Origin of the sequence: Kitasatospora sp. NPDC089797 (genome assembly GCF_040684795.1) — a bacterium.
GTDB lineage: Bacteria > Actinomycetota > Actinomycetes > Streptomycetales > Streptomycetaceae > Kitasatospora.
In genome coordinates this window covers 159281-185828 of sequence record NZ_JBFBGS010000006.1, presented here as the reverse complement: position 1 = coordinate 185828, position 26548 = coordinate 159281, and the positions used below count along the sequence as shown (strand labels likewise).

The following is a 26548-nucleotide window of genomic DNA, read 5'->3' as shown; positions in this document are numbered from 1 at the left end:
CTGTTCCGGCTGCTGGAGTCCTGGGGCGTCACCCCGGACTTCCTGGCCGGCCACTCGGTCGGCGAGATCGCCGCCGCGCACGTCGCAGGGGTCTTCCCGCTCGCCGACGCCTGCGCGCTGGTCTCCGCCCGGGCCCGACTGATGGAGGCGCTGCCGGAGGGCGGCGCGATGGTCGCGCTCCAGGCGGCGGAGTCCGAAGTCCGGCCGCTGCTCGGCGAGTCGGTGGCGATCGCGGCCGTCAACGGCCCGGCCGCGGTGGTCGTCTCGGGGGCGGACGGGCCGGTCGCGGCCGTCGCCGCGCACTTCGCCGCCCTGGGCCGCAAGGTCCGCCCGCTGCGGGTCTCGCACGCCTTCCACTCGCCGCTGATGGACCCGGTGCTCGACGACCTCCGCGCCGTCGTCGCCGGACTCTCCCCGCAGGCGCCGGTCATCCCGGTGGTCTCCACCCTCACCGGCACGCCCGCCACCGTCGAACAGCTCAGCTCCGCCGACTACTGGGCCGACCAGGCCCGGGGGACGGTCCGCTTCGCCGACGCCGTCGACTGGCTCGGCGCCCACGGCACCGGACTGTTCCTCGAACTCGGCCCGGACGGCACCCTCGCCGCCCTCGCCCACGGCTGCCTCGACGGGCCGGTGACCGCGCTGGCCGCGCTGCGCCCCGGCCGCGAGGAGACCGAGGCGCTGACCGAGGCACTCGCCGGACTGCACGTCCGGGGCGTGCCCGTCCGCTGGGACGGCTACTTCGCCGGGACCGGCACCCGGCACGTCGACCTGCCCACCTACGCCTTCCAGCACCGCCGTTACTGGCCGAAGAGCGCCCTGGCCCGCACCGGTGACGTCCGGGCCGCCGGGCTCGGCTCGGCCGACCACCCGCTGCTGTCCGCCGCCGTCTCGCTCGCCGACACCGACGGGCTGCTGCTCACCGGGCGGCTGTCGCGGCGCACCCACCCCTGGCTGGCCGACCACGCCGTGGCCGGCACCGTGCTGCTGCCCGGCACCGCGTTCCTGGAACTCGCGGTGCGCGCGGGCGACGGGACCGGCTGTGACCGGGTCGAGGAGCTGACCCTCACCGCGCCGCTGGCGCTTCCCGAGCAGGGCGGCGTGCAGGTCCAGGTCTGGGTCGGCCGGCCGGACGGCACCGGGCGGCGCGGCGTCGGGATCTACGCCCGCCCCGAGGGCGACGAGGACGCCCCGTGGACCCAGCACGCCGACGGTGTCCTGGCCGTCGGTGAACACCCCTGCCCGGACGAGGAGTTCGACACCTGGCCGCCGGCCGGCGCGGAGCCGCTGGAGCTGGCCGGCCCGGACGGGCTGGACGGGCGGCTGGCGGCCGCGGGCTTCGACTACGGGCCGGCCTTCCGCGGGCTGACCGCCGCCTGGCGCCGGGGCGAGGAGGTGTTCGCCGAGGTCGCGCTGCCCGAGGCGGTGCGCGGCGAGGCCGCCGGGTTCGGCCTCCACCCGGCCCTGCTGGACGCGGCGCTGCACGCGGCGGCCTTCCTGGTGCCCGGCGGGGTGCCGTTCTGCTGGCAGGACGTCAGCCTGTACGCGGCCGGGGCGTCGAGCGTCCGGGTGCGGCTCTCGGCGACCGGTGCGGACGAGGTCGCCGTCGCGGTCACCGACACCGAGGGCGGCGCGGTCGCCTCGGTCGGTGCGCTGGCGCTGCGGGCGCTCCCGAACGGCCCGGACGCCCTCGCCGGTGCGGGGGCCGGCGGCGGTCCGGCGGCCCGGGCGCTGTTCGAGCTGCGCTGGTCCCGTCCGCGCGGCGGGGCGGCGCGGGTGCCCGGGTCGGTGGCCGTCGCCGGGCCGGACCCGCTCGGCCTCGGCCTGCCGACGGCGGGTGACGGCCCGGCCGACGTGCTGCTGGTGCCGCTCGCGGGCGATCCGGCCGACCCGGTCGGCTCGGCCCACGCGCTGACCGCCCTGGCCCTGGGCCGGCTCCAGGAGTGGCTGGCCGGGGAGACGGCCGAGGGCGCCCGGCTGGTCTTCGTGACCCGCGGCGCCGTCACCACCGGGGCGGCGGCGGAGCTCACCGACCCGGCCGCGGCCGCCGTCTGGGGCCTGGTCCGCTCGGCCCAGGCCGAGCACCCGGGCCGGTTCGGCCTGGTCGACCTCGACCCGGCCGGCGGCCCGCTGCCCGAGCGGGCGCTCGCCGGGGACGAGCCGCAGCTGGCCGTCCGGGGCGGCGAGGTGCTCGCGGCCCGGCTGGCCCGGGCCGGTGCCGCCGATGCCGGTACGGCCGTTACGGCCGCAGGAGCCACCGGCGCGGGGACGGCCGGGGAGCGGGCCGGGGCGGCCTGGGACCCGGCGGGGACGGTGCTGGTCACCGGCGGCACCGGCGGGCTCGGCGCCCTGCTGGCCCGGCACCTGGTCGCCGAGCGCGGCGTGCGGCGGCTGCTGCTGGTCGGCCGGCGCGGTGCCGAGGCGCCGGGCGCCGCCGAACTGGCGGCCGCCCTCGCCGAGTCGGGCGCCGAGGTCGCCGTCGAGGCCTGCGACCTCACCGACCGGACGGCCGTGCACCGGCTGCTGGCCGCCATCCCGGCCGCGCACCCGCTGACCGCCGTGGTGCACGCCGCCGGGGTGCTGGACGACGGGGTGATCACCTCGCTGACGCCCGAGCGGCTGGCCGCCGTGCTGCGGCCGAAGGGCGACGCCCTGTGGCACCTGGACCAGGCCACCCGCGGCCTCGACCTGGCCGCCTTCACGGTGTTCTCCTCCTTCACCGGCACGGCCGGCGCTCCCGGCCAGGGCAACTACGCGGCCGCCAACGCCTTCGCCGACGCCCTGGTGCACCACCGCCGGGCCGCCGGACTGCCCGCGCAGTCGCTCGGTTGGGGGCCGTGGGCACCGACCGGCGGCATGACCGGCGGCCTCACCGGCGCCGACCTCGACCGGCTGGCCGCGGCCGGCACCCCGGCGCTGGCCGCCGCCGACGGCCTCGCCCTGTTCGACGCCGCCCTCGCCCGCCCGCAGGCCCTGCTGCTGCCCGTCCGGCTCGACCTGCCGGTGCTGCGGGCCGGCCGGGAGGTGCCGCCGCTGCTGCGCGGCCTGATCCGCACCCCCGCCCGGCGTGCCGCCGCGGCCGCCACGGAGACCGCCGGGACGCTCGCCCGCCGGCTCACCGGGCTGGACGACCGGGCCCGCACCGGGGCCGTGGTCGAGCTGGTCCGCGCCGAGGTCGCCGCCGTGCTCCGGCACACCGACCCGGCCGAGGTCGACCCGCACCGCCCCTTCCAGGACCTCGGCTTCGACTCGCTCACCGCCGTCGAACTGCGCAACCGGCTCGGCGCCGCCACCGGCCTGCGGATCCGCGCCACCGTGGTCTTCGACCACCCGACCGTGACGGCGCTGGCCCGGCACGTGCTGGACGGACTGGACGCGCTGACCGGTACGCAGGCCCCCGCCGCCCCGGCGCCGGTGCGCCCCGCCGCCGACGCGGCCGACCCGATCGTCATCGTCGGCATGAGCTGCCGCTACCCCGGCGGCGTCGCCTCGCCCGAGGACCTCTGGCGACTGCTGCACGAGGGCACCGACGCCGTCTCCGGCCTGCCCACCGACCGCGGCTGGGACCTGGACGCGCTCTACCACCCGGACCCGGACCACCTGGGCACCAGCTACAGCCGCTCCGGCGGCTTCCTGCACGAGGCCGCCGACTTCGACCCCGCCTTCTTCGGCATGAGCCCGCGCGAGGCGCTGGCCACCGACGCCCAGCAGCGGCTGCTGCTGGAGGCCTCCTGGGAGGCGGTCGAACGGGCCGGGATCGACCCGGTCACGCTGCGCGGCAGCCGCACCGGCGTGTTCGCCGGCGTGATGTACAACGACTACTCCGCGCTGCTGGCCGGCGGCCGGTTCGAGGGCCACCAGGGCAGCGGCACCTCGCCGAGCATCGCCTCCGGGCGGGTCGCGTACACCCTGGGGCTGGAGGGCCCGGCGGTCACCGTGGACACCGCCTGCTCCTCCTCCCTGGTCGCCCTGCACTGGGCGATGCAGGCGCTGCGCACCGGCGAGTGCACGCTCGCGCTGGCCGGTGGCGTCACCGTGATGTCCACCCCGACCTCGCTGATCGAGTTCTCCCGCCAGCGCGGGCTGGCCCCGGACGGCCGGTGCAAGGCCTTCTCCGAGCGGGCCGACGGGGTCGGCTGGTCGGAGGGCGTCGGGGTGCTGGTGCTGGAGCGGCTCTCGGACGCCCGGCGCCACGGCCACCCGGTGCTCGCGGTGGTGCGCGGCTCCGCCGTCAACCAGGACGGCGCCTCCAACGGGCTCACCGCGCCCAACGGGCCCTCCCAGCAGCGCGTCATCCGCGCCGCCCTCGCCAACGCCGGGCTGACGGCCGCCGAGGTCGACGTGGTCGAGGCGCACGGCACCGGCACCCCGCTGGGCGACCCGATCGAGGCGCAGGCGCTGCTGGCGACCTACGGGCAGGAGCGTGAACTCCCGCTGCTGCTCGGCTCGGTGAAGTCCAACCTGGGCCACACCCAGGCCGCCGCCGGAGTCGCCGGGGTGATCAAGACCGTGCTCGCGCTGCGCCACGGCCTGGTGCCGCGCACCCTGCACGCCGCCGAGCCGTCCTCCCACGTGGACTGGGACGAGGGCGCGGTGGAACTGCTCACCGAGGAGACCCCCTGGCCGGAGACCGGCCGACCGCGCCGGGCCGGCGTCTCCTCGTTCGGCTTCAGCGGCACCAACGCCCACGTCATCCTCGAACAGGCCCCCGCCCCGGCCGCCCCGGACACCCGGAACGCCCCGGACGCCCCGGCCGGGGCTCAGCCGGTGCTGCTCTGGCCGCTGGCCGGCCGCGGGCCCGCCGCCCTGCGCGACCAGGCCGCCCGGCTGCGGGCCTTCGTCACCGCCCGCCCCGAGCTGCGCCCGGCCGACATCGGCCTCGCGCTCGCCACCACCCGCTCCGCGTTCGACCACCGGGCGGTGGCCGTCGGCACCGACCGCGACGAACTGCTCGCCGCCCTGGGCGCGTTGGCCGCCGGTGAACCGGCCGCCGGACTCGTCGAGGGGGAGACCGGCGGCGGGCGGCTGGCCCTGCTGTTCGCCGGGCAGGGCGCCCAGCGGCTCGGCGCCGGACGCCAACTCGCCGAGCACTACCCGGTGTTCGCCGACGCCCTGACGGAGGTGCTGGACGCGTTCGGCCCCCGGCTGGAGCGCCCGCTGCGCGAGGTGCTGCACGGCGCGGACGAACAACTGCTGAACCGGACCGGCTGGGCCCAGCCCGCCGTCTTCGCGGTCGAGGTCGCGCTGTTCCGGCTGCTCGACTCCCTGGGCGTGCGCCCCGACCTGCTGCTCGGCCACTCCATCGGCGCCGTCGCCGCCGCGCACTGCGCGGGCGTGCTCACCCTCGCCGACGCCTGCACCCTGGTCGCCGCCCGCGCCCGGCTGATGGAGGCGCTGCCCGAGGGCGGTGCCATGGTCTCGGTCGAGGCCGACGAGGCGGAGGCGCTGGCCCGCCTGGTGCCCGGCGTCGCGCTCGCCGCCGTCAACGGCCCCCGGGCCGTGGTGCTCTCCGGCCCGGCGGACGACGTCCTGCGGATCGCCGGGGAGTTCGCCGCCGAAGGCCGCCGCACCAAGCGGCTGAGCGTCTCGCACGCCTTCCACTCGCCGCTGATGGAACCGATGCTGGCCGAGTTCGGCGCCGCCGTCGCCGGGCTGGCGTTCCACCCGCCGCGCATCCCGCTGGTCTCCGACACCACCGGAGAGGCCGCCACCGAGGCCGAACTGCGCTCCCCGGAGTATTGGGTGCGGCACGTCCGGGAGACCGTCCGCTTCGCCGACGCGGTACGCACCGCCCGCGCGGCCGGCGCCACGACCTTCCTGGAACTCGGCCCCGACGGCGTGCTCGCCGCGCTCACCGAGGACGTCCTGGCCGGTGACACCGCCGTGACGGCCGTGCCGCTGCTGCGCGCCGGACGCCCCGAACAGCGCACCACCGCCCTGGCCCTGGCCGCCCTGCACGTCCGCGGCCACGTCCCGGACCGGGCCGCCCTGCACACCGACACCGGCACCGGCACCGTCGCCCGCCCGGTCGAGCTGCCCACCTACGCCTTCCAGCGCCAGCGCTACTGGCCCGAGGCCGAGCCCGCCCCGGCGGCCCCGGCCGCCGACCCGGCCGACGCGGCCCTGTGGGGCGCCGTCGAACGCGGCAGCGCCGCCGAACTCGCCGGACTGCTCGGCCTGCGCGACGAACACCACGCCGGCCTGTACGCCCTGCTGCCCGCCCTCGCCGACTGGCGCCGCACCCGGCACGAGAAGACCCTGCTGGACGCGGCCCGCTACCGGGTGCGCTGGCAGCCCGTCCGGCCCGCCGCCGCGCCCGTGCTCGACGGCACCTGGCTGGTCGCCACCGCCGACGGCGTCGACGACGAGGACCTGCTCGCCGCCCTGCGCGGCCACGGGGCCCGGCTGGAACGGCTGGTGCTCGACGACGCCTGCCGGGACCGGGCCGAACTCGCCCGGCGGATCGACGGGTTCGGCGCACTCGCCGGCATCCTGTCGTTGCTCCCGCTGGCCGACCGGCCCACCCCCGGGCCCGGCCTGCCGACCGGCCTCGCCCGGGGCGCCGTGCTGGCCCAGGCGCTCGGCGACCTGCGGTCGGCCGTCCCGCTGTGGACCGTCACCCGGGGCGCCGTCTCCACCGGACCGGCCGACCCGCTCACCAACCCCGTCCAGGCCGCCGCCTGGGGCCTCGGCCGGGTCGCCCTGCTGGAGCGGCCGCAGGCGCCGGGCGGCCTGGTCGACCTGCCGCCGGTGCTGGACGCGCCGACCGTGCAGGGCCTGGTCGGCGTCCTCGCCGGCGGCGGGCGCCGCACCGGCGAGGACCAGATCGCGCTGCGCGGCACCGCCGCCTATGGCCGCCGCCTGGTCCGCCACCCCGTCGACGAGCTGCCCCGGGCCGAGGAGTTCAGGGTCGACGGCACCGTGCTGGTGACCGGCGGCACCGGCGCCCTCGGCGCCGAGACGGCCCGCTGGCTCGCCCGGGCCGGCGCCCGGCACCTGCTGCTCACCGGCCGGCGCGGCCCGCAGGCCCCCGGTGTCGCCGAACTCCTCGCCGAACTCGGGGAGTCGGGCGCCGACGCCACCGTGCTGGCCTGCGACGCCGCTGACCGGGAGGCACTCGCCGCGGTGCTGGCCGCCGTCCCGGCCGAACACCCGCTGACCGGCGTGGTGCACGCCGCCGGGGTCGGCCAGGCCGCCCCGCTGGCCGACACCGGGCCCGAGGAACTGCACCGCCTCACCGCCGCCAAGCTGCACGGCGCCGCCCACCTCGACGCCCTGCTCGCCGACCACGACCTGGACTTCTTCGTCCTGTACTCCTCCGTCGCCGGGGTCTGGGGCAGCGCCGGGCAGAGCGCCTACGCCGCTGCCAACGCCTACCTGGACGCGCTCGCCGAGAACCGCCGGGCACGCGGCCTGACCGCCACCTCGATCGCCTGGGGCCCGTGGGCCGGCGCCGGGATGGCCGCCCACGAGGCGGTCTCCGACGGCCTGCGCCGCCAGGGGCTGCGCTTCCTCGCCGCGGAGAGCGCGCTCACCGAGCTGCGCCGCGCGATCGTCCACGAGGACGCCGTGGTGACCGTCGCGGACGTCGACTGGGAGCGCTACGCCCCCGTCTTCACCGCCGCCCGGCCCAGCACGCTGTTCGACGCACTCCCCGAGGTCCGCGCGCTGGCCCGGACCGCCGCCGCCGGCACCGGGGCCGCCACCGACCTGGCCCGCCGACTGCGCGGGCTCGCCGGGCCCGAACGCGACCGGCTGCTGGTGGACCTGGTGCGCCGCGAGGCGGCCGTGGTCCTCGGCCACGGTTCCGCCGACGCCCTCCCGGAGCGGCGGGCCTTCCGCGACGCCGGCTTCGACTCGCTGACCGCCGTCGAACTGCGCAAGCGGCTGGCCGCCCTGACCGGGCTGCCCCTGCCCAGCACCCTGGCCTTCGACCACCCCAACCCGCTCGCCCTGGCGGCCTTCCTGGGCGGCGAACTGCTCGGCGGGGAAAGCAATCCGACGGAGCATCAGATCGTGGTGGCCGACCCGGCCGAACCGATCGCGATCGTCGGCATGGGCTGCCGGTTCCCCGGCGGCGCCGAGAACCCCGAACAGCTGTGGCGGCTGGTCGCCGACGGCCTGGACGCCACCTCCGAGTTCCCGGACAACCGCGGCTGGGACACCGGCCTCTACGACCCCGACCCGGACGCCAACGGCCGCACCTACTCCACCCGCGGCGGCTTCCTGCACCGGGCCGGCGAGTTCGACGCCGCCTTCTTCGGCATCTCCCCGCGCGAGGCGCTGGCCATGGACCCCCAGCAGCGCCTGCTGCTGGAGACCACCTGGGAGGCCTTCGAGTCCGCGGGCATCGACCCGACCTCGGTGCACGGCAGCGCCACCGGGACGTTCATCGGATCCACGTACCAGGAGTACGGGCTCGGCATGGACGACAGCTCGGCCGGGCACGCCGTCACCGGCACCAGCCCGAGCGTGCTCTCCGGCCGGCTCGCCTACCTGCTCGGCCTGGAGGGCCCGGCCGTCACCGTCGACACCGCCTGCTCCTCCTCGCTGGTCGCCCTGCACCTGGCCTGCCAGTCGCTGCGCGGCGGCGAGAGCAGCCTCGCGCTGGCCGGCGGCGCCACCGTGATGACCAATCCGAACGCGTTCATCGCCTTCAGCCGCCAGCGCGCGCTGGCCGCCGACGGCCGCTGCAAGCCCTTCTCCGAGGCCGCCGACGGCATGACCCTCGCCGAGGGCGTCGGCGTCCTCGTCCTGGAGCGGCTCTCCGACGCCGAGCGCCACGGCCACCCGGTGCTCGCCGTCATCCGCGGCTCGGCGATCAACCAGGACGGTGCCTCCAACGGGCTCACCGCGCCCAACGGGCCCTCCCAGCAGCGCGTCATCCGCGCCGCCCTCGCCAACGCCGGGCTCTCGGCCGCCGAGGTCGACGTGGTCGAGGCACACGGCACCGGCACCGCCCTCGGCGACCCGATCGAGGCCCAGGCGCTCCAGGCCGCCTACGGGCGCGACCGCGACCCGCGGCGCCCGCTGCTGCTCGGCTCGGTGAAGTCCAACCTCGGCCACACCCAGTCGGCGGCCGGCGTGGCCGGGGTGATCAAGATGGTCCAGGCGCTGCGGCACGGTCTGCTGCCGCGCACCCTGCACGCCGACCAGCCGTCCACCCACATCAACTGGACGCCGGGCAGCGTCGCCCTGCTCCAGGAACCGGTCGCCTGGCCGGTCGGCGAGCGGACCCGGCGCTGCGCCGTCTCCTCCTTCGGGATCAGCGGCACCAACGCCCACGTCCTGCTGGAGGAGGCCCCGGCCGCCGTCCCCGCCCCGGCCGCCGTCGCCGCCCCGCACGCCGTAAGCGCCGTCCCGACGGCCGATCAGGGCGTCGACGGTCCCGTCCCGTGGGTGCTCTCCGCCCGCACGCCCGCGGCGCTGCGCGCCCAGGCCGCCCGGCTGGCCGAGCAGCTGGACGCCGGGCCCGCCCTGCGCCCGCGCGACGTCGGGCACGCGCTGCTGACCACCCGGACGCTCTTCGAGCACCGCGCCGTGGTGCTCGGCGACGACCCGGCGGAGCTGCGCGCGGGCCTGACCGCGCTCGCCGAGGGAGGCTCCGCGCCGAACACCGTGCACGGTCTCGCCGAGGGCGCCGGCCGGACGGTCTTCGTGTTCCCCGGCCAGGGCTCCCAGTGGGCCGGCATGGCTGCCGAACTCCTCGACACCTCACCGGTGTTCGCCGAGCGGCTGGCCGAGTGCGCGGCCGCCCTGGCGGGCCACGTCGACTGGTCGCTGCTCGACGTGCTGCGGCAGGCCGACGGCGCGCCCGGCCTGGACCGGGTCGACGTCGTCCAGCCCGCCACCTTCGCCGTGATGGTGGCGCTCGCCGAGCTGTGGCGCGCCCACGGGGTGCACCCGGACGCGGTGGTCGGGCACTCCCAGGGCGAGATCGCCGCCGCCGTGGTGGCCGGTGCGCTCTCCCTGGCGGACGGCGCCCGGGTGGTCGCCCTGCGCAGCCGGCTGATCGCCCGGGTGCTGGCCGGCTCCGGCGGGATGGTCTCCGTGCCGCTGTCGGCCGCCGAGGCCGAGGAGCGGCTGCGCCCGCACGGCGACGGACTGGGCATCGCCGCCGTGAACGGCCCGCGGACCGTGGTGGTCTCCGGACTCGCCGGTCAACTCGACGCACTGATGGCCGAGTTCGAGGCCGACGGGATACGCGCCCGGCGGATCAGCGTCGACTACGCCTCGCACTCGGCCCAGGTCGAGCTGCTCGCCGACGAGCTGGTGGCGGCCCTCGCCCCGATCCGCCCGCGCGCCGCCGAGGTGCCGTTCCACTCCACCGTCACCGGGGAACTGTCGGACGCCGCCGCGCTGGACGCCGACTACTGGTACCGCAACCTGCGCCGGCCGGTCCGCTTCGACCCGGCGATCCGTGAACTGATGTCCCAGGGCCACGAGTTGTTCATCGAGGTGAGCCCGCACCCGGTGCTCACCATGACGATCGAGGCCACCGCCGAGGACTGCGCCGGCCGGGCCGCCGCGGTCGGCACCCTGCGCCGCGACCAGGGCGGCACCGACCGCTTCGTCGCCTCGCTCGCCCAGGCCTTCGTCCGCGGCGCCCGCGCCGACTGGTCCGGCCTGCTGGCCGGCGCCCGCCGCGTCCCGCTGCCCACCTACGCCTTCCAGCGCGAGCACCTGTGGGCCGTCGCCCCGCGCCCCGGCGGCGCGCCGGAGGACGGCGAGTTCTGGAGCGCCGTCGAGGAGGCCGACGTCGAGACGCTGGCCGCCCGGCTGCGGATCGACAGCGGCGCCCTCGCCCCGGTGCTGCCCGCGCTCTCCGACTGGCACCGGCGCCGCCGCGACCGCTCCACCCTCGGCGCCTGGCGCTACCGGGCGGTCTGGAAGCCGCTCGCCACCGCCGGTGCGGCGGAGCTGGACGGCACCTGGCTGCTCGTCACCACCGCCGCGGGGGAGGACCAGGACGTCGTCGACGCGCTGACCGCCCACGGCGCCCGGGTCGAGCACCTCGTCCTGGACGACGGCTGCACCGACCGGCAGCGGCTCGCCGAGCGGCTCGCCGCCCTGGACGGCGCCGGGCTCACCGGCACCGGGTTCGCCGGCGCCGGGCTCACCGGCATCGTCTCGCTGCTCGCCACCGCCGAAGCGCCCGGCGAGCGCCACCCGGCCCTGCCCGTGGGCCTCGCCCTCACCCTCGCGCTGATCCAGGCCCTCGGCGACACCGGCCGGGACGCGCCCCTGTGGTGCCTCACCCGGGACGCCGTGGCCGCCACCCGCGGCGACCGGCTGACCAACCCGGTGCAGGCGCAGGTCCACGGCCTCGGCTGGACGGCCGCCCTGGAACACCCCCAGCGCTGGGGCGGTGTGGTCGACCTGCCCGCACGGCTCGACGAGCGCGGCGGCGAACGGCTGGCCGCCGTGCTGGCCGGCGCCCTCGGCGACAGCGGTAGCGCCGGCAGCGGCGAGGACCAGGTGGCCGTCCGCCCCTCCGGCGCGTACGCCCGCCGGATCGTCCGCGCCGAGCCGGCGCCCGCCCGCCCGGCCGCTCCGGCGCCGCGCGGCACCGTCCTGATCACCGGCGGCACCGGCACCCTGGCGCCGCACCTGGCCCGCCGGCTCGCCGCCGACGGCGCCGACCGGATCGTGCTCACCAGCCGCCGCGGCCCGGACGCCCCCGGCGCCGCCGGGCTGCTCGCCGAACTCGCCGGCCTCGGCTGCGAGGCCGCCATGGTCGCCTGCGACCTCACCGACCGCGACGCCGTCGCCCGGATGCTCGACGCGCTGGCCGCCGACGGCCACACCGTGCGCACCGTCGTGCACACCGCCGCCGTCATCGAGCTGGCGTCCATCGAGGAGACCACCCCCGAGGCCTTCGCCAAGGTCCTGCACGCCAAGGCCACCGGCGCCCGGCACCTCGACGAACTCCTGCCCGACGACCAGCTCGACGCCTTCGTGCTCTACTCCTCCACCGCCGGGCTGTGGGGCAGCGGCCGGCACGCCGCCTATGTCGCCGGCAACGCCTACCTCAACGCGCTCGCCGAGCACCGCCGCGCCCGCGGCGGCCGGGCCACCGCCGTCTCCTGGGGCATCTGGGCCGACGACCTCGAACTCGGCCGGGTCGACCCCGGACAGATCCGCCGCAGCGGACTGGTCTTCATGGACCCGGCCCTCGCCCTGGACGGGCTGCGCCAGGCCCTCGACGGCGACGAGCGGGTCCTCGCGATCGCCGACGTCGACTGGGAGCGGTACCACCCGGTCTTCACCTCCGGCCGGCCCACCGCGCTGTTCGAGGAGGTCCCCGAGGTGCGCCGGCTCGCCGACGCGGGCCGCCGGCCCGCCGGGGACGGCGAGTTCGCCGCCCGGCTGCGCGTCCTGCCGGCCGCCGAGCAGGAGCGCCGGCTGCTGGACCTGGTCCGCGCCGAGGCCGCCACCACCCTCGGCCACGCCTCGCCCGAGGTGCTCTCCGACCAACGGGCCTTCCGGGACGTCGGCTTCGACTCGCTCACCGCCGTCGACCTGCGCAACCGGCTGGCCGCCGCCACCGGGCTGACCCTGCCCAGCACCCTGGTCTTCGACCACCCCGACCCGCGCGCCCTGGTCCGCCACCTGCGCGAGCGGATCGCGGGCCCGGAGGCCGTCGCCCCGGCGCCCGACGCCGCCCCGGCCACCCGGGACGAACCGATCGCGATCATCGGCATGAGCTGCCGCTACCCCGGCGGGGTCGGCTCGCCCGAGGACCTGTGGCGGCTGGTCGCCGAGGGCGGCGACGCCGTCGGCGAGTGGCCCGCCGACCGCGGCTGGGACGCGGAGGGACTGTACGACCCGGACCCGGACACCCCCGGCCGCACCTACTCGGTGCGCGGCGGATTCCTGCCCGGGGCCGCCGACTTCGACGCCGCCTTCTTCGGCATCTCGCCGCGCGAGGCGATCGCGATGGACCCGCAGCAGCGCCTGCTGCTGGAGACCGCCTGGGAGGCGGTCGAGCGGGCCGGGCTCGACCCGGCCGCGCTGCGCGGCAGCCGCACCGGCACCTTCATCGGCGCCAGCTACCAGGACTACAGCCCCGGCGACTCCGTCCAGGACGGCGCCGAGGGCCACCTGGTCACCGGCACCATCCCGAGCGTGCTGTCCGGCCGGATCTCCTACACCTTCGGCTTCGAGGGCCCGGCCGTCACCCTGGACACCGCCTGCTCCTCCTCGCTGGTCGCGCTGCACCTGGCCTGCCAGTCGCTGCGCAACGGGGAGAGTACCCTGGCGCTGGCCGGCGGCGTCAGCGTGATGGCCACCCCGAACGCCTTCGTCGGCTTCAGCCGCCAGCGCGCGATGGCCCCCGACGGCCGCTGCAAGGCCTACGCCGACGGCGCCGACGGCATGAGCCTCGCCGAGGGCGTCGGCCTCGTCCTGGTCGAGCGGCTCTCCGACGCCGAACGCCTCGGCCACCCCGTGCTCGCCGTGGTGCGCGGCTCCGCCGTCAACCAGGACGGCGCCTCCAACGGGCTCACCGCGCCCAACGGGCCCTCCCAGCAGCGGGTCATCCGCGCCGCGCTGGCCGACGCCCGGCTGAGCGCGGGCGAGGTCGACGTGGTGGAGGGGCACGGCACCGGCACCGCCCTCGGCGACCCGATCGAGGCCCAGGCGCTGCTCGCGACGTACGGGCAGGACCGTGAACTCCCGCTGCTGCTCGGCTCGGTGAAGTCCAACCTGGGCCACACCCAGATGGCCTCGGGCGTCGCCGGGGTGATCAAGACGGTGCTGGCCATGCGGCACGGCCTGGTCCCGGCCAGCCTGCACATCGACCGGCCGTCCGGCCACGTCGAGTGGACCGCAGGGGCCGTCGAACTGCTCACCGAGGCCCGGGACTGGCCGGACACCGGCCGGCCCCGGCGGGCCGGGGTGTCCTCCTTCGGGCTCAGCGGCACCAACGCCCATGTGGTCCTCGAACAGGGCCCCGCGGCTGAGCCGGCCTCCGCGTCGGCGCCTGTCCCTGCGCCGGAGTCGGCCACCGCGCCGACCGGGGGCCGGGCGCTGCCCGTCGTGCTGTCGGCCCGCACCGACGCGGCGCTGCGCGACCAGGCCGCCCGGCTGCTCACCGTCCTGGACCGGCAGCCCGAACCGCCGCTCGCCGACCTGGCGTTCTCGCTCGCCACCACCCGGGCCGCGCTCGACCGGCGGGCCGCCGTCGCCACCGGTGACCGCGCCGAGCTGCGCCGTGCCCTGGCCGCCCTGCGCGACGGGCTGCCGGACGCCGCCCTGGTCACCGGCCGGCCCGTCGGCGGCGGCCTGGCCTTCCTGTTCACCGGCCAGGGCAGCCAGTACGCCGGGATGGGCCGTGAGCTGTACCGGCGGTACCCGGTCTACGCCGAGGCGCTGGACGCCGTGCTCGCCCGCTTCGACCTGGCCGACTCGGACCTCGCGGGCGAACTCCCGCTGCGGGACGTGCTGTTCGCGGTGGAGGGGTCGGTGGAGGCCGCGCTGTTGGACGATACGGGGTTCGCTCAACCGGCGTTGTTCGCGGTGGAGGTGGCGTTGTTCCGGTTGGTGGAGTCGTGGGGGGTGCGGCCGGACTTCGTGGTGGGGCATTCGGTGGGGGAGTTGGCGGCTGCTCATGTGGCGGGGGTGTTCTCGTTGGAGGATGCCTGCGCGTTGGTGGCGGCTCGGGCCCGGTTGATGTCCGCGTTGCCCGGCGGGGGAGCGATGGTCTCGGTCCGGGCGGCGGAGGCGGAGGTGCTGCCGCTGTTGACGGACGGCGTCTCGATCGCCGCCGTCAACGGGCCGCACGCCGTCGTCCTCTCCGGTGCGGAGGACGAAGTCCTGCGGATCGCCGCCGGGTTCGACGACCGGCGGACCAAGCGGCTGTCCGTCTCGCACGCCTTCCACTCGCCGCTGATGGACCCGATGCTCGACGCCTACGCCCGGGTCGCGGCCACCCTCACCCCGCAGGCCCCGACCATCCCGCTGATCTCCACCGTGACCGGCGCGCCCGTCGGCTCCGAGGAACTCGGCGACCCCGGCCACTGGACCCGCCAGGTGCGCGGCACCGTCCGCTTCGCCGACGCCGTCCGCGCCCTGGCCGGGCGCGGCGCCGGCCTGCTGCTCGAACTCGGGCCGGACGCCACCCTCACCGCCGCCGCCCGGGACACCCTCGGGGACGACGGGGCGCTCCCCGCCGTCCCCGCGCTGCGCCGGGGGCGGCCCGAAGTCGCCACTCTCACCGCCGCCTTGGCCGCCCTCGTCGTGCACGGTGTCCGGCCGCGCTGGCCCGGGGTGTTCGCCGGCACCGGCGCCCGCCGTACCGACCTGCCCACCTACCCGTTCCAGCGGCAGCGCTACTGGCCGGAGACCGGGCGACCGGCGCCCACCGGCCCCGATCCGGTGGACGCCGCGTTCTGGGCGGCCGTCGACCGGGGCGACCTCGGCGCCCTCGACACCGGCCGGGACCTCGACCGGGACACCCTCGCCGCACTGGCCGACTGGCGGCGCGGGCGGCACGAGCACGCGACCGTCGACGCCTGGCGCTACCGCGCCGCCTGGACCCCGCTCGACGGCGCCGCGCCCGGCGACCGCCCCGCCCGCGGCCGCTGGCTGGTGCTCGCGACCGAAGCCGTCCCCGGGCTGGAACGGATCGTCGAACAGCCCGTGCCACTGATCGTCCCGGCCGGCACCGACCGGGCCGCGCTCGCCGAACAGCTGCGGGAGGCCGGGGAGTTCACCGGCGTACTGTCCCTGCTCGCGCTCGGCCCTGACCCCCTCCCGGCCACCGTCACCGCCGTCCAGGCCCTCGGCGACGCCGGGCCGTCGGCTCCGTTGTGGTGCCTCACCCGCGGCGCCGTCTCCACCGGCCGCTCCGACCGGCCCGCCGACCCCGGACAGGCCGCCGTCTGGGGCCTCGGCCGCTCGGCCGCACTCGAACTGCCCACCCGCTGGGGCGGGTTGGTCGACCTGCCGGGCTCCACCGAGTCCGCGGATCCGTCCTGTCAGGCGGGGCAGCTGGAGCAGCTCGACGACGCCGTGCTGCGCCGGCTGGCCGCCGCGCTCACCCGCACCGACGGCGAGGACCAACTCGCCGTCCGCGCCTCCGGCACCTTCGCCCGCCGCCTGGTGCGGCACCCGCTCGGCGACCGCCCGGCCACCCGGCCGTACACGCCCCGCGGCACCGTGCTGATCACCGGCGGCACCGGCGGCCTCGGCGGACACCTCGCCCGCCGGCTCGCCGAACAGGGCGCCGAACACCTGCTGCTGCTCAGCCGGCGCGGCGCCGACGCCCCGGGCGCCGGGCAGCTGCGCGCCGACCTCGCCGCCCTCGGCGCCGAGGCCACCCTGACCGCCTGCGACGTCGCCGACCGCGACGCCCTCGCGGCCGTCCTCGCCGCCGTTCCGGCCGACCGGCCGCTCACCGCGGTGTTCCACACCGCCGGTGTGGTGGCCGACGGCACCCTCGACACCCTGGACGCCGACCGGTTCGCCGAGGTGCTCCGGCCCAAGGTCGACGCGGCCCGGCACCTCGACGAACTCACCCGCACGGCCGACCTCGCCGCCTTCGTCCTGTTCACCTCCACCGCCGGCACCCTCGGCGCCGCCGGCCAGGCCAACTACGCCGCCGCCAACGCCCACCTCGACGCCCTCGCCGAACGCCGCCGCGCCGACGGCCGCCCGGCCACCGCGATCGCCTGGGGCCCGTGGGCCGGGGCGGGCATGGCCGGGGCCGGCAGCGGAGTCGAGCAGCGGGTCCGCCGGGGCGGCTACACGCCGATGGCCGCGCGGCGCGCACTGGCCGCCCTCGGCCACGCCCTCGACCACGACGACACCGCGCTCACCGTCGCCGACCTCGACTGGCAGCGCTTCGCCGCCGTGTTCGGCGCGCAGCGCCCGGTCCCGCTGATCGCCGCCCTCGCCGGGCCGGCCGGGCGCCGCGCCGACGCCGCCCCGGAGTCCGGGCTGCGGCAGCGCGTCGCCGACCTGCCCGGGTCGGCCCGCCCGCGCTTCCTGCTCGACGTCGTGCGCACCCGGGTCGCGGCCGTCCTCGGCCACCCCGACGGCGAGCGGATCGACGCCGACCAGGCCTTCACCGACCTCGGCATGGACTCCCTCACCACCGTCGAACTGCGCAACACCCTCACCGCCGCCACCGGGCTCGCCCTGCCCGCGACCCTGGTCTACGACCACCCGACCCCGGCCGACCTGGCCGCCCACCTGCTCGCCGAACTCCTCGGCGGCCTCCCGGAGTCCGCCCCGAGCGCCGCCCCGCGCCCGGTCGCCGACGACCCGGTCGTGATCACCGGCATGGCCTGCCGGTTCCCCGGCGGCGTGGAGAGCCCCGAGGACCTGTGGCGGCTGCTGAGCGACGGCACCGACGCCGTCCGCCCGTTCCCCACCGACCGCGGCTGGGACCTCGACGCCCTCGGCGCCGGCGGCTCGGCCACCCTGCACGGCGGCTTCCTGGACGACGTCGGCCGCTTCGACGCGCGCTTCTTCGGCATCTCGCCGCGCGAGGCGCTCGCCATGGACCCGCAGCAGCGGCTGCTGCTGGAGACCTCCTGGGAGGCGCTGGAGCGCTCCGGCATCGCCCCCGACCGGCTGCGCGGCAGCGACACCGGCGTGTTCGTCGGCACCAACGGCCAGGACTACCTGACCGTGCTGCGCCGCGGCACCGCCGACGTGCGCGGCCACGCCGCCACCGGCAACACCGCGAGCGTGCTGTCCGGCCGCCTCTCCTACACCCTCGGGCTGGAGGGGCCGGCCGTCACCGTGGACACCGCCTGCTCCTCCGCGCTGGTCGCGCTCCACCTGGCCGCCCGCGCGCTGGGCGCCGGGGAGTGCTCGCTGGCGCTGGCCGGCGGCGCCTCGGTGATGTCCGGTCCGGACGCCTTCGTCGAGTTCACCGCCCAGGGCGGTCTGGCCGCCGACGGCCGCTGCAAGCCCTTCGCGGACGCCGCCGACGGTACCGCCTGGTCCGAGGGCGCGGGCGTGCTGGTGCTGGAGCGGCTCTCCGACGCCCGGCGCAACGGGCACCCGGTGCTGGCGGTGCTGCGCGGCAGCGCCGTCAACCAGGACGGCGCCTCCAACGGGCTGACCGCGCCCAACGGGCGGGCCCAGCAGCGGGTGATCCGGGCGGCGCTGGCCGACGCGGGCCTGACCGCCGCTGAGGTGGACGCCGTCGAGGCGCACGGCACCGGCACCGCCCTCGGCGACCCGATCGAGGCGCACGCGCTCCAGGCCGCGTACCGGCCGGGGCGTGAACTGCCCCTGCTGGTCGGCTCGGTGAAGTCCAACCTGGGCCACACCCAGGCGGCCGCCGGGGCGGCCGGGGTGATCCGGACGGTGCTCGCGCTGCGGCACGGGGTGCTGCCGCGCACCCTGCACGTGGACGCGCCCTCGCGGCACATCGACTGGACGTCCGGCGTCGTCGAACTGCTGACCGAGGCCCGGGACTGGCCGGAGACCGGCCGCCCGCGCCGGGCCGGCGTGTCGGCCTTCGGTGTCAGCGGCACCAATGCGCACGTGCTGCTCGAACAGGCCCCCGAGGCCGCGCCGGCCCCCGGCGCGGTGGCGGTGGCCGGGGCGGCGCCCTGGGTGGTCTCCGCCGGGTCCGCGGCCGCGTTGGACGCCGCGCTCGCCCGGCTCGGCACGGTCACGGGGGTGCCCGCGCTCGACGTGGCCCACTCGCTGGCCGCCGGGCGGGCCGCCCTCGCGCACCGGGCGGTGCTGCTGGACGGGGTCGAGATCGCGCGCGGACGCGCCGCGGACCGGCCGGTGGCGGTCCTCTTCTCCGGCCAGGGCGCGCAACGCCTCGGCATGGGACGGGAGTTGTACGGACGCTTCGCGGTGTTCGCGGAGGCCTTCGACGCGGTCTGCGCCCGGCTGGACCAGCACCTGGACCACCCGCTGCGGGACGTGCTGTGGGGCGGGGACGAGGAGCTGCTGAACGGGACGGCGTACGCCCAGGCGGGGCTGTTCGCGGTGGAGGTGGCGCTGTTCCGGCTGGTGGAATCGCTCGGTGTGCGGCCGGAGTTCGTGGCCGGCCACTCGATCGGCGAGGTCGCGGCCGCGCACGTCGCCGGGGTCTTCTCGCTGGCGGACGCGTGTGCGCTGGTGGCGGCGCGGGGCCGGTTGATGCAGGCGCTGCCGTCCGGCGGGGCGATGCTGGCGGTGGAGGCGTCGGAGGAGGAAGTGCGCCCGCTGCTGGGCGAGTTCGTCGCGCTGGCGGCCGTGAACGGCCCGACCTCGGTGGTCGTCTCCGGCACGGAGGAGGCCGTCGCCGCGGTCGGGGCGCAGTTCGCCGACCGCAGGACGAGCCGGCTGCGGGTCTCGCACGCCTTCCACTCGCCGCTGATGGACCCGATGCTGGCCGAGTTCCGTGAGGTCCTGAACGGGCTGACCTACCAGGCCCCTTCGCTCCCGATCGTCTCCAACCTCACCGGCGACACCGGTGCGGAGTTCACGGAACCCGCCTACTGGGTGCGCCACGTCCGGGAGACCGTCCGCTTCGCCGACGGCGTCCGCGCCCTCGTCACGGCGGGGGCCGGCGCCCTGCTGGAGCTGGGCCCGGACGGCGTGCTCACCGCGCTCGCCCAGCGGTCCACCGGCGACCACGACTGCGTGGCCGAACCGAGCTGCCGCCGCGACCGGCCGGAGGAGCGGACCCTGGTCACCGCGCTCGCCCGGCTGCACGTCGCGGGCGTGCCGGTCGACTGGAGTGCCCTGCTCGCCGGCACCGGCGCGGCCCGCGTCGACCTGCCCACCTACCCGTTCCAGCGCGAGCGCTACTGGCCCGAGCCCGCCCCCGAGCCCGCCGCCGGGGACCCGGCGGACACCGCCTTCTGGTCCGCCGTCGAGCGCGCCGACACCGCCGAGCTCGGCGCCGCCCTCGGCCTGGCCGACGACACCTCGGTCACCGCCCTGCTGCCCGCGCTGTCCACCTGGCGGCGCCGGCAGAGCGCGCGCACCGACGCCGGCCGGCTGTGCTACCGCGCCGCCTGGCGCCCGTACGCCGTCCCGGCCGGACCGGCGGCCCTGCCGGGCAACTGGCTGGCCGTCGTTCCCGCCGGCCGGGACGAGGACCCGTGGACGGCGGCGGTGCTCACCGCCCTCGGGGCCGGGGTGCTCCGCCTCGAAGCCGACCGGGACGGCCGCGCCCGCCTCGTCGAGGCGCTCGCCCCGTCGGCCGCGACGGTCACCGGCGTGGTCTCCCTGCTCGCCGCCGGGTCCACGCTGCCCACCGGGCTCGCCCGGCCGGACACGCTGCTCGCCGCGCTCGGCGAGGCCGGGGTCGAGGCGCCGCTGTGGTGCCTCACCCGGGGCGCCGTCGCCGTCGGCGACACCGAGGCCCCGACCGGCCCCGCCCAGGCCGCCGCCTGGGGCATCGGCCGGGTCGCCGGGCTCGAACACCCCCGGCGCTGGGGCGGGTCGATCGACCTCGCCGAGGCCCCCGACAGCCGCACCGGCGCCCGGCTGCGCGCCCTGCTGACCGCGCCCGACGGGGAGGACCAGCTCGCCCTGCGGCCCTCCGGGGCCTTCGTCCGCCGCCTGGTCCGGGCCGCCGCGGACGCCCAGGCGCGCCCCTGGAGCCCGCGCGGCACCGTCCTGCTGGTGGGCGACCCGACCGGCCACGCGGCGCCCACCGCCCGCTGGCTCGCCCGTACGGAGGCCCGGCAGGTGGTGCTGCTCACGGCCGGCGCGGCGGACAGCCCGGCGGACGGCTCCACCGACACCACGGCCGACACTGCCGCCGTCGTCGACACCGCCGTCGTCGACACCGCCGCCGCCGTCGAGCGGCTGCGGAGCGAACTCGCCGAGCACGGCACCGACCTGGCCGTCGTCACCGGCACGCCCGGCGACCCCGCGGTGTCGGCGGCCGTGCGCGACCTGTCGGAGCTCACCGCCGTCCTGCACACCGGCCGCACCGCCGATCCGGGCACGCCGGAGGAGCAGCTCGCCGGCCTGCTCGCCGACCTCGCCGCGCTGGACACGGCGCTCGGCGACCGGCCGCTCGACGCCTACCTGCTGTTCGGCTCCATCGCCGGCACCTGGGGCGTCAAGGGCCGCGCCGACGAGGCCGCCGCCGGCGCCCTGCTGGAGGCCGCCGCGCAGTCCCGCCGGGCCGCCGGCCGCACCGCCCGCGCCGTCTCCTGGGGCGCCTGGGCGGGCAGCACCCCCGATCCGCTCGCCGCCCACCTGCGCGCCAACGGCCTGCCGCCGCTCGCCCCCGACCGCGCGCTGGCCGCCCTGGCGGCCGCCGCCGACGGCCCGGCCGACGTCACCGTCGCCGAAGTGGCCTGGGAGCGCTTCGCGCCCGCCTTCGCCGAGGCCCGGCCCACCCGGCTGTTCGCCGACCTGCCCGAGGCCCGCGCCGCCGCCCGGCCGCAGCCGGCCGGCGGCGGCTCCGGCCGCGCCGAGGCACTGCGCGCCGAGCTGCGGCCCCGCTCCGCCGCCGGGCGCACCGAGGCCCTGCTCGCGGTGGTCCGGACCGAGGCGGCCGCCGTGCTCGGCCACGCCGACGCCGAGGACGTCCCCGCCGGGCACCCGTTCAAGGACCTCGGCTTCGACTCGCTGACCGCCGTCGACCTGCGCAACCGGCTCGCCGCCGCGACCGGCCTGAAGCTGCCCGCCACCCTGGTGTTCGACTACCCCACCCCGGCCGCCCTGGCCGGCCGCCTGCGGGCCGAACTCCTCGACGAGGAGGGGGAGTCCGAGCGTCCGCCCGCCGCCGTCGCCACCCCCGCCGCCGACGACCCGATCGTGATCGTCGGCATGGGCTGCCGCTACCCCGGCGGGGTCCGCTCGCCCGAGGACCTCTGGCAACTGCTGCTCGCCGGGACGGACGCGATCGGCCCGTTCCCGACCGACCGCGGCTGGGACCTCGACCGGCTCGCCCACGGAGACCGCGAGGGCCGCGGCCGCAGCGTCACCGGGCAGGGCGGATTCCTGTACGACGCGGCCGAGTTCGACCCGGCCTTCTTCGGCGTCCCGCCGCGCGAGGCCCTGGTGGTCGACCCGCAGCAGCGGATCCTTCTGGAGACCGCCTGGGAGGCGCTGGAGCGGGCCGGGATCGACCCGGCCGGCCTGCGCGGCGGCGACACCGGCGTGTTCGTCGGCGGCGGCAGCGGCGACTACCGGCCCGCCGTCGGCCAGCTCGGCCACGTCGAGACCGCCCAGTCCGCGAGCCTGCTCTCCGGCCGGCTCTCCTACACCCTGGGCCTGGAGGGGCCGTCCGTGAGCGTGGACACCGCCTGCTCCTCCTCGCTGGTCGCCCTGCACCTCGCCGCCCAGGCGCTGCGGGCCGGCGAGTGCTCGCTCGCCCTGGCGGGCGGGGTGACGGTGATGTCCAGCCCGGTCGGCTTCGTCGAGTTCGGCGAGATGGGCGCGCTCTCCCCGGACGGGCGCTGCCGGGCCTTCTCCGACACCGCCGACGGCACCGGCTGGTCCGAGGGCGTTGGCGTGCTGGTGGTCGAGCGCCGCTCGGACGCCGAACGCCTCGGCCACCGGGTGCTGGCCGTGCTGCGCGGCTCCGCGGTCAACCAGGACGGCGCCTCAAACGGCATCACCGCGCCCAACGGGCCGTCCCAGCAGCGCGTCATCCGGCGCGCCCTGGCCGCCGCCGGTCTGACGCCCGGGGAGGTGGACGCCGTGGAGGCCCACGGCACCGGCACCCGGCTGGGCGACCCGATCGAGGCCCAGGCGCTGCTCGCCACCTACGGGCAGGACCGCGAACGGCCGCTGCTGGTCGGCGCGTTGAAGTCCAACCTGGGCCACACCCAGGCCGCCTCCGGGGTGGCCGGGGTGATCAAGACGGTGCTGGCCCTGGAGCACGGCCTGCTGCCGCGCACCCTCCACCTGGACACCCCGTCCGCCCACGTCGACTGGACCGCCGGCGCCGTCGAGCTGCTGGCGGAGGCCCGGGAGTGGCCCGCGAGCGGCCGCCCGCGCCGGGCCGGGGTCTCGGCCTTCGGGGCCAGCGGCACCAACGCCCACGTGATCCTCGAACAGCCCGCCCCGGCCGAGCAGACCGCCCCGGCCGATCCGGTCGAGGAGCGGCCGGACGACCGAACCCTGCCCGTGCCGCTCTCCGCCGCCACCCCGGCCGCGCTGCGCGACCAGGCCGTCCGCCTGCTCGACCGGCTCGCCGGGCAGCCCGCCCTGACGGTCCGGGACCTCGGCCACTCGCTGGCCACCACCCGCACCCTGCTCGACCACCGGGCCGTCCTGCTCGCCGCCGACCGCGCCGAGCTCACCCGGGGCCTGCGCGCCCTCGCCGCCGGACAGCCCGATGCCACCCTCCTCCAGGGCGCGGCCCGGAGCACCAGGACTGCCTTCCTGTTCCCCGGCCAGGGCACGCAACGCCCGGGCGTCGGAGCCGAGTTGTATGCCGCCTACCCGGCGTTCGCGGACGCGCTGGACGCCGTCCTGGCCGGCTTCGAGGGCCGCCTCGACGGCCCGCTGCGGGACGTGCTGTTCGCGGTGGAGGGGTCGGTGGAGGCTGCTCTGTTGGACGATACGGGGTTCGCTCAGCCGGCGTTGTTCGCGGTGGAGGTGGCGTTGTTCCGGTTGGTGGAGTCGTGGGGGGTGCGGCCGGACTTCGTGGTGGGGCATTCGGTGGGGGAGTTGGCGGCTGCTCATGTGGCGGGGGTGTTCTCGTTGGAGGATGCCTGCGTGTTGGTGGCGGCCCGGGCCCGGTTGATGTCCGCGTTGCCCGGCGGGGGAGCGATGGTCTCGGTCCGGGCGGCGGAGGGGGAGGTGTTGCCGCTGTTGACGGACGGCGTCTCGATCGCCGCCGTCAACGGGCCGCACGCCGTCGTCCTCTCCGGGGACACCGAGGCCGTCGAGCGCCTCGCCGCGCGCTTCGCGGCCGACGGACGCCGGACCGGGCGGCTGCGGGTGAGCCATGCCTTCCACTCCGGACGCATGGACGCGATGCTCGACGACTTCGGGCGGACCGCCCGGACCATCGCCTATGCGCCCCCGCGCATCCCGCTCGTCTCCACCCTGACCGGTGACCTCGTCACCGGGGAGACCGGCGCGGACCACTGGGTCCGACACGTCCGGGAGACCGTCCGCTTCGCCGACGGCCTGGCCGCCCTCGCCGCCCGCGGCGTGCGACGCCACCTCGAACTCGGCCCGGACGGCGTGCTCTCCGCCCTCGTCCAGGCCGCCGACGCCGACCAGGGCGACCCCGACCGCCCGGTGGTCACCGCCACCGCCCTGCGGGCCGGCCGCGACGAGCGGACCACCCTGCTGGCCGCCGTCGCCCGCCTGCACGTCGACGGAGCGGCGCCGCACTGGCCCGCCCTCTTCGCGGGCACCGGCGCCCGCCGGGTCGACCTGCCCACCTACCCGTTCCAGCGGCAGCGCTACTGGGCCGGGCCCGCCACCGCACCGGCCCCGGCCGCGGCCCCCGACGGGGAGTTCTGGACGGCGCTGCGCACCGAGTCCCTGGACACCCTCGCCGACACCCTCGACGTGGACGGCGGCGCGCTCGCCGAGGTCCTCCCGGCGCTGCGCGACTGGCACGACCGGCACGCGGAGCGGACCGCCGTGGACGCCCTCCGCCGCCGGATCGTCTGGCAGCCGCTCGACCGGCCCCGCTCCGGCGCCCCGGTCGGCAGCTGGCTGGCGGTCCTGCCGGTCGGCGACGACCACGGGCCCTGGACGGACGCCGTGCTCGCCGCGCTCGGCCCGGACACCGTCCGGCTGACCGTCGCGCCCGGCCCGGACCGCGCCCGGCTCGCCGAACGGCTCGCCGAACTCCCCGCCCCCGACGGCGGGTTCACCGGCGTGCTGTCCCTGCTGGCGCTCGACGGGACCGCCGGGACCGGCGCCCCCGCCGGGACGGCCCGGACCGCCACCCTGCTCCAGGCACTCGGCGACGCCCGGATCGGCGCCCCGCTCTGGTGCCTCACCCGGGAGGCCGTCGCGGCCGCCCCCGGAGACCGCGTCACCGGCCTGCCGCAGGCCGCCGTCTGGGGCCTCGGCCGGGTCGCCGCCCTGGAACTCCCGGAGCGCTGGGGCGGGTTGATCGACCTGCCGGAGACCGTCGACCGGGACACCGCGGCCCTGCTGGCGGCCGTCCTGGCCGACCCGGCCGGGGAGGACCAACTCGCCGTCCGCCGCACCGGCCTGCTCGCCCGCCGACTGGCCGCCACCCCCGGCGGCACCCCGACCGGGGCGGACGGGGGCGTCGGGGCCGACCGGGGCCTCTGGGAACCCACCGGCACCGTGCTGATCACCGGCGGCACCGGCGCCCTCGGAGCCGAGGTCGCCCGCGGCCTCGCCGCCGCCGGGGCCCGGCACCTCGTCCTGCTCAGCCGCCGGGGCCCCGACGCGCCCGGCGCGGCCGAACTCCACGCCGAGCTCACCGCCGCCGGGGCTGCCGTCACCCTCACCGCCTGCGACGCGGCCGACCGGGCGGCGCTCACCGCCGTCCTCGACGCCGTCCCCGCCGAACACCCGCTCACCGCCGTCGTGCACGCCGCCGGCGTCCTCGACGACGGCGTGATCGACGGCCTCGACCCGGACCGCTTCACCGCCGTCCACCGGGCCAAGGCCGCCTCGGCCCTGCTGCTCGACGAACTGACCGCCGACCGGGACCTCGCCGTCTTCGCCCTGTTCTCCTCCGCCTCGGCCGCCGTCGGCAACCCCGGCCAGGGCAGCTACGCGGCCGCCAACGCCCTCCTCGACGCCCTCGCCGAGCGCCGCCGCGCCCACGGGCGAGCAGCGACCTCGATCGCCTGGGGCGCCTGGCGCGGCGCCGGCATGGCCGCCGACCCCCGGGCCGCCGAGGCCGCCCGGCGCACCGGCATCCGGCCGCTCGACCCGCCCACCGCCGTCACCGCGCTGCGCCGGGCCGTCCTGGACGACGCCCCGACGACGCTGGTGGCCGACGTCGACCCGGAGCGCTTCGTGCGCGCCTTCACCGCCGTCCGGCCGAGCCGCCTGCTCGCCCAACTCCCCGGCTACGCCGCACCGCAGGCCCCCGGCGGCACCACCGGGCAGGGCCGCGAGCTGCGGGCCGAACTCGCCGCCCTCGCCCCGGCCCGCCGCGCCGCCGCCCTGCTCGGGCTGGTCCGCGGCCGGGCGGCCGAGGTGCTCGGGTTGCCCGGCCCCGAGGCCGTCGGGCCGGACAAGGCCTTCCGGGACCTCGGGTTCGACTCGCTCGGCGCCGTCGACCTGCGCAACCGGCTGACCGCCGCCACCGGCCTCGACCTCTCCCCGACGCTGGTCTTCGACCACCCGAGCCCCGGCGAGCTCGCCGAGCACCTGCACGGCCTGCTCACCGGCGCCGGTACGGATTCCGGCGCGGCTGCGGCTGCGGGCGTGGAGCCCGAGCGGGCCCGGCTGCGGTCCTTCGTCGACTCCGTCCCGCTGGAGCGGCTGCGCCGCAGCGGGGTGCTCGACCTGCTGCTGAAGCTCGCCGACGGCGCGGCGGACGGCGGGCCCGCCGAGGGGACCGGAGAGCCCGAGGGCGCCGACGCCATCGACGCGATGGACGTCGACGACCTGGTGCAGGCCGCGCTGCGCCACGACCCCGACCACGCCCAGGACTGACGGA

General features: G+C 78.1%; 1 protein-coding gene (only partly in view). It reads left to right on the top strand.

What is annotated here, in order from left to right; translation table 11 throughout:
• A protein-coding gene (locus tag AB0O91_RS07055; protein ID WP_363428838.1) for a type I polyketide synthase crosses the window boundary here: on the top strand, positions 1–26544 show its 3' portion. Its footprint begins 1911 nt before the window's first position; 26544 of the gene's 28455 nt are visible here — the last part of the coding sequence; the start codon falls outside the window, past its left edge; it ends in the stop codon at positions 26542–26544.
• Positions 26545–26548 lie beyond the last annotated feature (4 nt).